10 protein-coding genes are annotated in these 13360 nt (G+C 70.1%); 6 read left to right on the top strand and 4 right to left on the bottom strand.

Annotated features, from left to right (window positions below):
- Positions 1-113: 113 nt before the first annotated feature.
- Positions 114-1445 (top strand): YncE family protein, encoded by a 1332-nt coding sequence (locus ACH4S9_RS20670; protein WP_398373486.1) that lies wholly within the window; start codon positions 114-116, stop codon positions 1443-1445.
- A gap of 37 nt (positions 1446-1482) precedes the next feature.
- Here the strand turns inward: ACH4S9_RS20670 and ACH4S9_RS20675 are convergent, their stop codons facing one another.
- Together ACH4S9_RS20675 and ACH4S9_RS20680 are read right to left on the bottom strand one after the other, a co-directional pair.
- Complete coding sequence (locus tag ACH4S9_RS20675) at positions 1483-2481, bottom strand: LacI family DNA-binding transcriptional regulator (protein ID WP_311725562.1); 999 nt, start codon at positions 2479-2481, stop codon at positions 1483-1485.
- Between the two features lie 48 nt (positions 2482-2529).
- Positions 2530-3552: a LacI family DNA-binding transcriptional regulator gene (locus ACH4S9_RS20680; protein WP_311725563.1), complete on the bottom strand. Its 1023-nt coding sequence runs from the start codon at positions 3550-3552 to the stop codon at positions 2530-2532.
- Between the two features lie 254 nt (positions 3553-3806).
- Between ACH4S9_RS20680 and ACH4S9_RS20685 the strand changes: the two genes are divergently transcribed.
- Genes ACH4S9_RS20685 through ACH4S9_RS20705 form a run of 5 tightly spaced genes read left to right on the top strand, consistent with a single transcriptional unit; the run spans position 3807 to position 11411 of the window.
- Positions 3807-6146: a beta-glucosidase gene (locus tag ACH4S9_RS20685; protein WP_398373487.1), complete on the top strand. Its 2340-nt coding sequence runs from the start codon at positions 3807-3809 to the stop codon at positions 6144-6146.
- A gap of 52 nt (positions 6147-6198) precedes the next feature.
- Entirely contained in the window at positions 6199-7488 is a 1290-nt protein-coding gene (locus tag ACH4S9_RS20690) for an ABC transporter substrate-binding protein (protein WP_398373488.1), read from the top strand.
- On the top strand, positions 7485-8477 hold the full coding sequence (locus ACH4S9_RS20695; RefSeq protein ID WP_385337068.1) for a carbohydrate ABC transporter permease: 993 nt from the start codon (positions 7485-7487) through the stop codon (positions 8475-8477). The genes ACH4S9_RS20690 and ACH4S9_RS20695 overlap by 4 nt, the downstream gene beginning before the upstream one ends.
- The gene (locus ACH4S9_RS20700) at positions 8470-9372 is read left to right on the top strand and encodes a carbohydrate ABC transporter permease (RefSeq protein WP_311725567.1); all 903 of its coding nucleotides are present in this window, start codon (positions 8470-8472) and stop codon (positions 9370-9372) included. The genes ACH4S9_RS20695 and ACH4S9_RS20700 overlap by 8 nt, the downstream gene beginning before the upstream one ends.
- Positions 9373-9374: 2 nt before the next feature.
- The gene (locus tag ACH4S9_RS20705) at positions 9375-11411 is read left to right on the top strand and encodes a beta-galactosidase (RefSeq protein ID WP_398373489.1); all 2037 of its coding nucleotides are present in this window, start codon (positions 9375-9377) and stop codon (positions 11409-11411) included.
- A 13-nt stretch (positions 11412-11424) separates the two neighbouring features.
- Here ACH4S9_RS20705 and ACH4S9_RS20710 read toward each other — a convergent pair whose 3' ends face one another.
- Positions 11425-12672, bottom strand: coding sequence for a cytochrome P450 (locus tag ACH4S9_RS20710; RefSeq protein WP_385337077.1), 1248 nt, complete (start codon positions 12670-12672; stop codon positions 11425-11427).
- 168 nt (positions 12673-12840) lie between these two features.
- Complete coding sequence (locus ACH4S9_RS20715) at positions 12841-13314, bottom strand: hypothetical protein (RefSeq protein ID WP_311725570.1); 474 nt, start codon at positions 13312-13314, stop codon at positions 12841-12843.
- Positions 13315-13360: the final 46 nt, after the last annotated feature.

The following is a 13360-nucleotide window of genomic DNA, read 5'->3' on the forward strand; positions in this document are numbered from 1 at the left end:
CCCGCTTCATTACTTTCCAGTAGGCAGCCCGCTGCCATGTTCACGACCGGGCTCGGAAGGGGCGTTCCCCGCCGTTCGCAAGGCCTCTGGAAGGCCGTCTGGAAGGAACCACCATGCCTGACTGCGCAGCCGGGCGTACCCGGCGAGTGTTCTCCCCGAGCGGCTCCGCGCGCCGGGGGCCCGCACGCACCCTCCTCTCCCTCGCCGCCGCCGTGGTGCTCGCGGTGACCGGCTCCGCGACCGCGACCGCGTCGGCGTCGGCGTCCGTGTCGAGCGACGCGCGCACCGATGCCGCCGGGCTGCGGGAGGTGATGTTCGTGGGCAACAACTGGGACGGCACGGCCGACGTCATCAAGTCCACCGGAGACCTGGCGAAAATCGGCCGGATCAACGTCATACCGGACAAGGATCAGCGTCTCACGGAGATCTATCTCAACCCCATCAAGCTCGCGTTCTTCCTCGGCATCCGGCAGGGGCCGGGGGAGGGGCACGACCAGTTCGTCGACGACATGTACTCGACCCCGGACGGGTCGGCCGTCGTGGTCTCCCGGCCGAGCTTCGCCGACGTGGTGTCCATCGACCTCGCCACCGGCAAGGTCAGATGGCGCTTCCCGGTGTCGGGATTCCGGGCGGACCACATGGCCGTGTCGCCCGACGGCAAGCGCGTCGCGGTGTCCGCCTCGACGTCGAACACGGTGCATGTGCTGGACATCGAGACGGGCAAACAGCTCGGGTCGTTCTCCGCCGGCGACAAGCCCCACGAGAACGTCTACACCGACGGCGGCAAATATCTGTGGAACATGTCGATCGGCGAGGTCAACACCGCGCTGGACGATCCGTCGATGGACTGGACGAAGGGCGACCGGCACATCACGGTGGTCGACGCGAACACCTACAAGCAGGTCAAGGTCATCGACATGCGGGACCGGCTGGACGCCTTCGGCCGCCAGGACCTGTCCGACGCCGTCCGTCCGGTGGCCTTCAGCCCCGATGAGTCCAAGCTCTACTTCCAGGTGTCCTTCTTCAACGGCTTCCTGGAGTACGACGTGGCCACCGACAAGATCACCCGCGCCAAGACGCTCCCGAAGAACCCCGCGACCAGCGAGGACCGCACCACCTGGGTCAACGACTCCCGCCACCACGGACTGTCGATGAGCCCGGACGGGAAGAAGCTGTGCGTCGCCGGGACGATGGACGACTACGCCACCGTCGTGGACCGGGACAGCTTCCAGGAGGGCCCGCTGGTGCCGACCTCCAAGCCGTACTGGGCCACGGTGAGCGGCGACGGCAAGTCCTGCGTCGTCTCCGAGAGCGGCGCCGACCAGGTCACCGCGATCGACTTCGCGACGGGGCGGAAGGTCGCGTCCGTCGCGGTCGGCGACCATCCGCAGCGGGTGCGCATCGGCCATGTGGCGGCCGACTGGACCGGCCCGCAGGCCCCGTAGCGGCGGTGTACGGCGGCGGGCCGGTCCCGGGGCGCGATCAGTCCCGGCGCACCGGCCCGGTCGACCTTCTGACGACCAGGTCCACCGACATGTCGAGCCGGATCGGGGCCGGCCCCGGATCGTCGGTGACCGAGTCGAGCACCCGGATGCTCTCGGCCGCCATCTCCTCGAACGGCTGCCGCACGGTGGTCAGCGCCGGGGCCGCGGACACGGCGGCGTCGATGTCGTCGTAGCCGACGACCGACACATCCTCGGGGACGCGCAGCCCACGCTCCACGCACGCCTCGATGACGCCAAGACCCTGAAGATCGTTGCCGGTGACGAAGGCCGTCGGGGCGTCCCACCCGTCGAGGAGGGCGTGGGCGGCGCGTCTGGCCGGCTCGGTCTGGAACGACACCGCGCGGATCAGATCGCGGTCGGGCCGGACCCCGGCGTCCCGGAGCGCGGCGAGGTAGCCGCCGAACCGCGCCCGGGAACAGGTCAGTTCGAGGGGCCCGGAGATCAGCGCGATCCGCCGGTGGCCGAGGCCGGTGAGATGGCGGGCGGCGAGCCACCCGCCCCGCCACTGAGTCGCCCCGACCGTGTTCATCCCGGGCGGTGCGTCGCCGATGGTGTCCAGGACCACCGCGGGGACCCGGGACCGCGCCAGCCGCTCCGCGACCGCCGGCGCGACCGGGGAGAGCACCAGGACGATGCCGCTCGGGCGGTGCGCGAGCAGTGACTCCAGCCAGTCCCCGTCGTCATCCGCGTGGCTCACCGTCAGGGCGCGTCCGGAGGAGCGCAGCACCCGGGACAGGCCGCGCAGCAGTGGCGCGTTGACGGCGCTGGCCACACAGCCGAACACCACCTCGACCGAGCCGTGCCTCGGTGCGCGGCGACGCCACTCGTAGCCGGTGGCCCGCACCGCGTCCAGGACGCGCTGCCGGACCTCGGGCGACACCCCGGGCCGCCCGTTGAGGACCTTCGACACGGCGCTCTGCGAGACCTTCGCGGCTTGCGCCACGGTCGCCATGCGCACTGCGGGCCGCACACTCATCGCCTGCTCCTCCCACCAGTCGTCCTGCTGTCGGACCCCGTCTTGCTGTCAGACCCCGTCGCGGATCGTGCGTGGCGCGGTGCTCTCCCGCACCACGAGCGTGGTCGCCAACTCGACCCTGCGGCCGGCCGACGAGCCCTGCCGCGACTGCTCCTGGGCGATCAGCCGCACCCCCTCGCCCCCCATCTCCGCCAGCGGCTGACGGACGGTGGTGAGCGGCGGGGCGAGCATCGTGCAGATCATCGTGTCGTCGAAGCCGACGACCGACAGGTCCTCAGGCACCCGCAACCCCCGCGCGCGGGCCACCTGGTACACCCCGGCCGCCTGGGTGTCGGAGCCGGCGAAGATCGCCGTCGGCGGCTGCGGAAGGTCCAGCAGCGCCGCCCCGTGGCCCGTGCCGCCGGTCAGCAGGAAGTCGCCGTACCGCGTCAGCGCCGGGTCGGGGGCGAGGGAGAACTCGCGGTGCGCGGCGAGATAGCCCTCGTGCCGCTCCCTGGTGCACTGGATCTCGGCGGGGCCGCCGATGAACCCGATGCGCCGGTGGCCGAGTTCCAGCAGATGGCGCGTGGCGGCCGCGCCACCGGACCAGTTGGTCGCCCCGACCGTCGGGATCGTGGGCTCGCTGGTGCCGACCGGGTCGAGCAGGACCAGCGGCGCCGGCAGCCCGGCCAGCGCGGCGATCTCGTCGTGGCGTGCCCGGGAGAGGACGAGCACGATGCCGTCCGACGGGCGCGAGCGCCGCGCCTCGAGCCAGTCGCTGATGCGGAACCGGGGATGGCCGGTGGCGGTGAGCGCCAGGGTGTACCCGAGGCTGAACGCGGCGTGCTGGGCCCCGGCGATGAGCTCTCCCGCCCAGGGCGAGGTGGTCCCCTCGATGAGGACGTCCAGGATGCCGCCGAGCTGTTTGCGGCGCCCCTTGCGGTGCAGATAGCCGGTGTCGTGCGCGGCCCGGGTGACACGGGCGCGGGTCTCCTCCGAGATGTCCGGCTTGTCGGCGAGCACCCGGGACACCGTGGAGACCGAGACCCCCGCGGCCTCGGCGACGGCCGCCATCGTTGGGCGCGTGGTCATGCTGCCTTTCCCTCCCGTAGGGCATCGCGACAGTACTGCCCTGCCGCAAATTCCCGCAATATTTGTTGGAATATTCCGCGAGGACCCCATGCAAACGGCCTGTGGTCCGCGCTTTCGATCCACCTGTATTGACAGTCGTTTTTACCCCGCCTTAGCGTCTCGGTCGCAGAAGTTCCGCAAAGTTTTGCGGGTAATTGCGGGGCCATCTTGATGAGAGCCGCGGGTTCGCCCGCCGAGCAGGGGGGATGTGATGGGTGTCCGCCATCGATGACGACACGATCGGGGCCGGCCACGGCCGACCCGAAGTCCGCGAGCTGATCGCGGACATGACGCTGGACGAGAAGCTCGCCCAACTCGTCGGTCTCTGGCAGGGAGTCGACCGAGAGGGCGGCGCCGTGGCCCCGTTGCAGGACGCCATGGACACCGTCGAGCAGAGCTTCGCCGACTTCGCCGCACACGGCCTCGGCCAGATCACCCGGCACTACGGGACCAGGCCGCTGGACCCGCGGGAGGGCCTGGCCACCCTGGCCGCCAAGCAGCGGTGGCTGAGGGAGAACACCAGGCTCGGGATCCCCGCGATCGTGCACGAGGAGTGCCTGACCGGGCTCGCCGCGTGGCAGGCGGCCACCTACCCCGTCCCACCGGCCTGGGGCGCCACCTTCGATCCGCCGCTCGTCGAGCGCATGGCGGCGCGGATCGGCCGCACCATGGCGGGCCTGGGCATCCACCAGGGCCTCGCGCCGGTCCTCGACGTGATCCGCGACATGCGCTGGGGCCGGGTCGAGGAGTGCATATCCGAGGACCCCTACCATGTCGCGGTCACCGGCGCCGCGTATGTGCGGGGCCTCCAGAGCGCCGGGGTCGCCGCCACCCTCAAACACTTCGTCGGCTACTCCGACTCGCGCGCCGGCCGCAACCTCGCACCGGTGCACGCCGGTCCGCGCGAGGTCCGCGACATCCTGGAGTTCCCCTTCGAAGTGGCCGTACGGGACGCCGGAGCGCGCTCCGTGATGAACTCGTACGCCGAGATCGACGGAGTGCCCGTCGCCGCGAGCGCCGACCACCTCACCGGGACGCTCCGTGAGGAGTGGGGCTTCACCGGCACCGTGGTCGCCGACTACTTCGCCGTGGCGTTCCTCCAGACCCTGCACCGGGTGGCCGAGGACGGCGGGGACGCCGCGGCCCAGGCCATCACCGCGGGGATCGACATCGAACTCCCCACCGGCGTCACCTACTTGGAACCCCTGAAGCAGCGCATCGCGGACGGCCGGCTCGGCATGGACGTCGTGGACCGCGCGCTGGAGCGGGTGCTGCGCCAGAAGGCCGAGCTGGGCCTGCTCGACCCCGACTGGCACCCCGGGCCCGGGCCGGCCGCCGACGTGGACACCGAAGAGGACCGCGCGCTGGCCGCGACCCTCGCCGAACGCTCCGTGGTGCTGCTGCGCAACGACGGCGTCCTGCCGCTGGGCGGCGCCGGGGCCACCCCGGGGCGCATCGCCCTCATCGGCCCGAACGCCCGGTCCGTGTCCGCCATGTTCGGCTGCTACTCGTTCATCAACCACGTCATGCCGCACCACCCGGACCACGACGCCGGGCTCCGCGTCGAGACCGTCGAGGACGCCCTCCGCCGCGAGTTCGCCACCGCCGACATCGTCACCGAGCAGGGCACCGGCGTCGACGACGGGACCACCGACGGCATCCCCGCCGCGGCCGGAGCCGCGGCCGGAGCCGATGTGGCCGTGGTCGTGGTCGGCGACCGCTCCGGCCTCTTCGGACGCGGGACCAGCGGAGAGGGCTGCGACGCCGACGACCTGGAACTCCCCGGCGCCCAGCGGACCCTCGTCGAGGCGGTCCTCGCCACGGGCACACCGACCGTCGTGGTCCTGCTCACCGGGCGCGGCTACGCGATCGAATGGCTCCTGGACTCGGCCGCCGCCGTCGTGCAGGCCTTCTTCCCCGGCGAGGAGGGCGCGGGCGCCATCGCCGGGGTGGTGAGCGGCCGGGTCAACCCGAGCGGCCGGATGCCCATGAGCCTGCCGCGCGGCGCGGGCGCCCAGCCCTACAGCTATCTGCACCCCCCGCTCGGCGCCGCCAGCTCGGTGACCAACATCGACACCGCGCCGCCCGTCCGGTACGGATTCGGCCTCGGCTACACCCGGTTCGACTACGAGAACCTCACGGTCGACTCGGAGACCGTCGACGTCGCCGACGCCATCGGCTGCGCCGTCACCGTGCGCAACGCCGGGGACCGGGAGGGCGCCGAGGTCGTCCAGCTGTACGCGAGCGACCCCGTGGCCTCGGTCACCCGCCCGCTGGCACAGCTCGTCGCCTTCGCCCGGGTCCCCCTCGGGCCCGGGGAGTCGGCGCGGGTCCACTTCACGGTCCCCACCCGGCTGCTGGCGTTCACCGACCGCCACCGGGTGCGGATCGTCGAGCCCGGCGACATCGGCGTCAGCGTCCGGCGCGACGCGGGCGACGTGATCCTCGAACACACCGTGCGCCTGGTCGGGGACACCCACCTGGTGACCGGCGCCGAGCCCCGGCTCAGCACGGCCGACATCTCCCCGAACCCGCCGCCCCCCACCGGTGCCTGACCTCCCCGGCACAGTCCACCCGTCCGCGAACACTCAATGAAGAGTTGTCATCATGTCGCACTCAGCAGCACGCCTCCGCCCCCGTGGCCTCGCCGCGGCGGCCGCCGCCCTGGCCCTCGTCCTCACCGGCTGCTCGTCCGGATCCTCCGACAGCGGCTCCTCCGGCAAGCAGACCATCGTCTTCTGGGGGTGGTCGGACATGTCCAAGCCGGTCGCCCTCTGGAACAAGACCCATCCCGACATCCACGTCAAGTTCCAGTCGATCACCTCGGACTTCTATCCGAAGCTCCAGGCCGCGATCAAGGGAAAGGACGGGGCGCCGGACATCACCCAGGTGGACTACCCCAACCTCACCTCGACGATCATCGCGGGCGACCTCAAGGACATCACGGACCAAACCGATGACGTCGAGTCGCGGTTCAAGCCCGCCGTATGGGACCAGGTCAAGGTCAACGACAAGGTGTACGGGGTGCCGCAGGACATCGGCACCCAGGTGCTCTACTACCGGTCCGACGTCTTCAAGGAGGCGGGCCTGGCCGCCCCCAAGACCTGGGACGAGTACATGACGGCCGCCGAGAAGCTCAAGCGGGCCCACCCCAAGGCCTACACCACGGCCTTCCCCGCCAACGGCGGCGCCTGGCTGGCCTCCCTGGCGTGGAACGCCAAGGCCCAGTGGTTCGGCACGGACAAGGACGCCTGGAAGGTGGACCTCGACGACCAGCCCACCCTCAAGGTCGCCGAGTACTGGCAGAAGATGCTGGACAAGGGCTACGCCAAGGGCGATCAGCACTGGCAGCCCACCTGGTTCAAGGGGCTCGCCCAGGGCAAGTACCTGACCTGGATCGGCCCGGCCTGGGGCGGCTCGGCGCTCAAGGAGAACGCCCCCGACCTCTCCGGCAAGTGGGCCGTCGCCCCGCTGCCGCAGTGGTCGGAGAGCGACACCGCCCCGGTGTACTGGGGCGGCTCCCTGACGGCCCTGACCAGCGTCACCGACAAGGCCGACGCGGCGATGAAGTTCATCACCTGGCTGAACACCAGCAAGGAGAGCGCCAAGCTTCTGGCGGTCGACGTCCTCCCCGCGTCCGACACCGGGCAGCAGATCCAGGAGCTGAAGAAGCCCGACCCCTACTTCGGCGGCCAGGTGCCCAGCGAGGTGTTCACGGTGCGCAGCGCCCAGTCCACCCCCTGGACCTGGGGCCCGACGATGACCGACACCACCAACTACCTCAATGACGCGATGCAGTCCGTCATCAACAAGTCGACGACACTGCCCGACGCGATGAAGAAGGTCGACGGCGAGACCCGGTCGCAGCTGAAGCGGAAGGGCCTGTCCGTCCGATGACCGCGCCAACCCTCGACCCGGCCACCCGGGGCCCGGGGAACGGGGCCGAGCAGGCGGGGGACCCGCCCCGCCTCTCGGCGTCGCGCCGCAACAAACGCCGCTTCGGCGCCGACTGGAAAACGGCGTGGGCGTTCGTGGTCCCGTTCCTGGCCTTCTTCGTGGTCTTCCACCTGGTGCCGGTGTTCTACGCGCTGTGGCAGAGCTTCCACGGCGTCGAGAAGTCGGGCGGACTGGGATTCGACACCCCCAACGTCATCTTCGTCGGCCTGGACAACTACACCCAGGCCCTCACCGACCGCGACTTCCTCGAGTCGGTCGGACGCGTCCTGCTCTACGGCCTCGTCCAGGTGCCCGTCATGCTGGGCCTCGCGCTGGTGATGGCGCTCATCTTCGACACGGCGGTCATCCGGATGCGCGGCCTGTTCCAGCTCGCCGCGTTCCTGCCCTACGCGGTGCCGGGGATCATCGCGTCCATCGTCTGGGCCTTCCTGTATCTGCCCGGGGTGAGTCCGGTCGTGGACTTCTTCGACGGTGCCGGCGCCCATGTGGACTTCCTCTCCAAGGACAACGTCCTGTGGTCCATCGCGAACGTGGCCACCTGGCAGTGGACCGGCTACAACATGATCATCATCTTCGCCGCGCTCCAGGCCATCCCGCGCGACATGTTCGAGGCGGCCCGCATCGACGGCGCGAGCAACTGGCAGATCGCCTGGCGGATCAAGGTGCCGCTGGTGGCCCCGGCCATCCTCATCACCGGACTGTTCTCGGTGGTGGGCACGCTCCAGCTGTTCTCCGAGCCGACGGTACTGCGCACGATCACCAACAACGTGACGTACAACTACACACCGAACATGATCGTCTACAACCTCGCGTTCGGGTCCAACCAGCCGTACTACTCAGCCGCCGTCGCGGTCATCATCGCCATCGGCGCGTTCCTGCTGTCCTTCGGCTTCCTGCGCATGCTCCAGAGAAGGAATCCCGATGAGTGACACCACCACCCGCCGCGGCCGCCCCCGCGCGCCGCGGACGAGCGGGGCACGGCGGGACCGCGCGCCGCTGTCCACCCGCTTCATCCTGACCGCGACGATCGTCGCGCTGACCCTCTACTTCCTCATCCCGATCGCGTGGATGCTGATCGCGTCGACCAAGTCGACGGCCGACCTCAACACCACCTTCGGGCTCTGGTTCTCGGACTTCGACCTCTTCAAGAACCTCCAGGACCTGTTCGCCTACCGCGACGGCGTCTTCCGGCAGTGGCTGGTGAACTCGCTCATCTACTCGGGAGGCGGCGCCCTCGGCTCGACCTTCCTGGCCGCCCTGTGCGGGTTTGCCCTGGCCAAGTACCGTTTCCGCGGCCGCAACGCCATCACGGGCCTCATCTTCGGCGGCGTGCTCATCCCCGGGACGGTGCTCGCCCTGCCGACCTATCTGATCCTCAACTCCTTCGGGCTCATCAACACCTACTGGGCCGTGATCCTGCCGAGCCTGTCCAGCGCCTTCGGGGTGTTCCTGGTGCGGATCTACGCCAGCGCCGCCGTCCCCGACGAACTGCTCGAGGCCGGCCGGATCGACGGCGCCCACGACATCCGCATCTTCTTCACGGTGGTCCTGCGGATCCTGCTCCCGAGCCTGGTCACCGTGTTCCTCTTCGCCTTCATCTCGATCTGGAACAACTTCCTCCTACCGCTGCTGGTCCTCAACGACCAGTCGCTCTGGCCGGTCACCCTCGGGCTCTACTCCTGGCAGAAGAACGCGATGAGCGAGCCCGATCTCGTCCGGATCGTCATCTCCGGATCCCTGGTGGGCACCATCCCCCTCGTCGTCCTCTTCCTCACGCTGCAACGGTACTGGCGCAGCGGCATCACGACAGGAGCACTCAAATAGCCATGAACAGTCGTATGGACGCCTTCCGCGCGCGCCTCGGCGGGTTCGCCTTCGGCGGGGACTACAACCCCGAGCAGTGGGACCGGGCGGTGTGGGACGAGGACATCGCACTCATGCGGCGCGCCGGGGTCAACCTGGTCACCCTGGGCGTGTTCGCGTGGGCCTCGCTGGAGCCCGAGCCGGGACGCTTCACCTTCGACTGGATGGACGAGGTGATGGACCTCCTCCACGCCGGTGGCATCAGCGTGGACCTGGCCACCCCCACCATGGCGCCACCCGTCTGGCTCACCCACGGACACCCCGAGGTCCTGCCGGTCATGGAGGACGGGGAGCGCTTCGGCTTCGGCAACCGGCTCCAGTTCGACCCCGCCTCCCCCCGCTACCGGGAACACGCCGCCCAGATCACCACGGCGCTGGCCGAGCGGTACTCCCACCACCCGGCGCTCGCGATGTGGCACATCAGCAACGAGTACGGGCAGCCCTCGTACGGGGAGGCCAGCGTGGCCGCCTTCCGCGAGTGGCTGCGGCGCAGGTACGGCAGCCTGGACGCGCTCAACGACGCCTGGTACACCCGCTTCTGGTCCCAGGTCTACACCTCCTGGGACCAGGTCAACCCGCCGGAGGTGCCGCGGTCGTGGTCCAACCCGACCCGCCGGCTGGACTTCAAGCGCTTCGTCTCGGACGCCCTCCTGGAGTGCTTCGTCATGGAGCGTGACATCGTCCGCTCCTACCGCGACGACATCCCGGTCCTCACCAACTACATGCGCTTCTACAAGAATGCGAATTACTGGATCTGGGCACCCGAACAGGATGCCGTGGCGCTGGACATCTATCCCGACCCCGGCCACGACGACTCCCATGTCGCCGCCGCGCTGAACTTCGACCTCATGCGGTCGCTGCGCGGCGAACCCTGGGTCCTCATGGAGCAGGCCGCCAGTGGTGTCTCGCAGTGGAAGGTGAACAACGTCAAGCGGCCCGGACGGATGCGGCTGGGCTCCTACCAGGCGATCGCGCACGGCGCCGACAGCGTCCTGTACTTCCAGTGGCGCGCCAGCCGTGGCGGCCACGAGCGCTTCCACTCCGCGATGCTGCCGCACTCCGGCACCGCCTCGCGCACCTGGAAGGAGATCGAGGCGCTCGGCGGGGAACTGCCCAGGATCGCCGAGGCGGTGGGCGCCGGGTCGCGGGCCGAGATCGCGGTGCTGTTCGACTGGAACGCCTGGTGGGGGCTGACCGAGACCCACGGGCTGCCACGCAACGACTTCGACTACACCCAGCTGGCCACCGACCACTACCGGCCGCTGATGGAGGCACATCACGCGGTGGACCTGGTGCACTTCGGTTCCGACCTGAGCCCGTACAAGGTCGTCGTGGTGCCCAACGCCTATCTCGTCGACGACCGTTTCACCGACGCCCTCACGCGCTTCGTCGAGGACGGCGGGACGGTCGTCTGCTCGTTCTTCTCCGGGGTCGTCGACGCGAACAACCAGGTCAGGCAGCCCGCCTACCCCGGGGCCTTCCGCGCGCTGATCGGTGCGTACATCGACGAGTACTGGCCCGCACGCGCCGGCGAGACCTTCGGAGTGGCTTTCGCCGACGGAACAACCCGGACCGCCGACTGGTGGCAGGACAGCATCCACCCCGAGACCGCGGAGGTGCTCGCCTCCTACACCTCCGGCCACCTGGAGGGACGGCCCGCGATCCTCGGCAACGCGGTGGGGCGCGGCCGTGTCGTGTACATCGGCACGCGCCTCGAACCCACCGCGCTGCGCGACACCTTGCTCGACGCGGTGACGGCGGCCGGGGTCATCCCGCTGCTCGACACCGCCCCGGCACACCTGGAGGCGGCCCGGCGTATCGGCGACGACGCCGAGTACCTCTTCCTCCTGAACCACTCCGAGACGGAACCCGTCGAGGTCCGGCTCGCGGCGGACGGGCTCGACCTGATCTCCGGGGCGAAGACCGGGGCAACCCTCGAGGTGGCGCCGCTCGGTGTCTCGGTGGTGCGGTTCGAGAACACCGAGCGGGTCCAGAAGTGACGTACGAAGACGCTCAGCTGGTGGCGGGGCGCAGAACGACCGGCAGCTCCCGGTAGCTGTTCATGCCCAGCGACGCGGCACGCGGAGCGGGCCTTTGGGCGAGGGCGATATCCGGGAAGGTCTCGAACAGCCGCCGCAGGGCGATCTCGGCCTCCACCTTGGCCAGGGACGCCCCGGGGCAGCGGTGGGCGCCGTAGCCGAAGGAGAGATGGCGGGAGGCGTCCGGCCGGTCGGGGTCGAACCGGTCGGGCTCGGTGAAGGCGTGGGGGCAGCGGTTGATGGTCGCGAGGGGGAGGAGCACCGCCTCTCCCTCGCGGACGATGCCGCCGCCCGCCACGGACACATCCTCGGTGGCGTAGCGGAACAGCAGGGTGCGCACCGGGGACTCCCAGCGCAGGGCCTCCTCCACCACATCCGGCCACGGGTCCTCGCCCGCCGCCTGCCGGGCCTTGGCGGCGGCCAGGGTCTCGGGGTGCGTCAACAGCCCCCGCACCGCGTGGCAGATCAGGGTCACCGTGGTCTCGTGGCCGCCGATGACGGTGACCACCAGGTTGCCGATCACCTCCGGCACCGTCAGCTCACCCTGGTCCATGGCCTCGACCAGGTCCATCGTGAGGTCGTCGGTGTCGCCGGCGGCGCGCTTGCGCTCGATTATCGTCATCAGGGTGGCCGGGAAGCGCTCCGCCATCGTGCGCTGGAGGTCCTCGGCCCCGTCGTCGGTGCTCAACGCGGCCGCCGACAGCACGTGCAGCTCCTCGCGCAGACCGCCCTCCTCGGGCACGCCGAGCAGATAGCAGATGACGTCCAGGGGAAGCGGCAGCGCGAAACGGGACTGCAGATCGGTCTCCTGACCCGGTGCCACATCGTCCAGGGCGGCCAGCAGCCGGTCGGTGACCGACTCGATACGCGGGCGCAGATCCCGCACCCGGCGCGGGGAGAAGGCGCGCTGAATGGGCTGCCGCAGTCGGCGGTGGAGGTCGCCGTCGGAGTTGAGCAGCCCCTCGCCCTCCAGGATGAAGAGCAGCGGCCACTCGGCGGGGATCTCCCCGCGCCGGTGGGCACCCCAGTGCCGGAGGCTCTTGGAGAACCGTGGGTCGTTCAGAACCTGGGCAGTTGCTTCGCGGGTGGTGACCGCCTTGACCACCACTCCGCCGGGAAGCGCCACGGTGGCGACCGGGCCCGCGGCCCGCAGGGCCGCGCCTTCGACACCATGGAGGTCGGTCGGCTCGGGGGCGAGATGAACGGGGGATATCGCGTCCATTGCTGTCCGTTCTGCAGTTGTCGGCGCCTGTAGGACCGGAGATCAAAAAGCCTATCCCACGGAACGGCCGCCGTGGGGTGTGTCGGAGTGGCCGACGTGGAAAGGGCCGGAAACACCTCGGCGGCGGACGCCCGCGTCCGCCGCCGAGGTTGGTGGAGCGTGGGTGTCTCAGCCGACCTTGCGGAAGCTCTCGACGAGGCCGCCGAAGCCGCCTTCGGGGCCCGCCCAGTCGATCGCGAGCTTGTCGTCGTCCTTCATCCCGACCGTGCCCACACCCCGGTCCCCGTCACCGCCGCCCTTGCAGGTCAGCGTCAGCGTGGGCGCCTCCTTGCCCGCCTTCTCGCCCGACTTCAACGTCCCGGTGCAGTCGAGCTTCGGCCCCTTGGCGGTGACCTTGCCGTCCGCGATCGTCAGGGTCTCCAGGCCGGTGTCCTTCGCCTCGACGATGGACTTCCAGGACCCGGCCGCACGCTCGATCATCGAGCCCTGGGCCGACGGCTCGGGGCTCTTCGACTGCTGCTCGGCGGTGGTGGTCGCGCCCTTGGGCTTCGCATCTGTCTTGTCGTCGTCGCCACCACCGCAGCCGCTGACCAAAAGGCCCACGACGACCGACGTGACCACCATGTGTGCCGCCTTGCGCACTTCTTCTCCTCCGTATGCAAAACAAGGAGTGCCAACCTAACAGCCA

The sequence above is a fragment of the Streptomyces sp. NPDC021225 genome (genome assembly GCF_044332865.1).
Classification (GTDB): Bacteria; Actinomycetota; Actinomycetes; order Streptomycetales; family Streptomycetaceae; genus Streptomyces.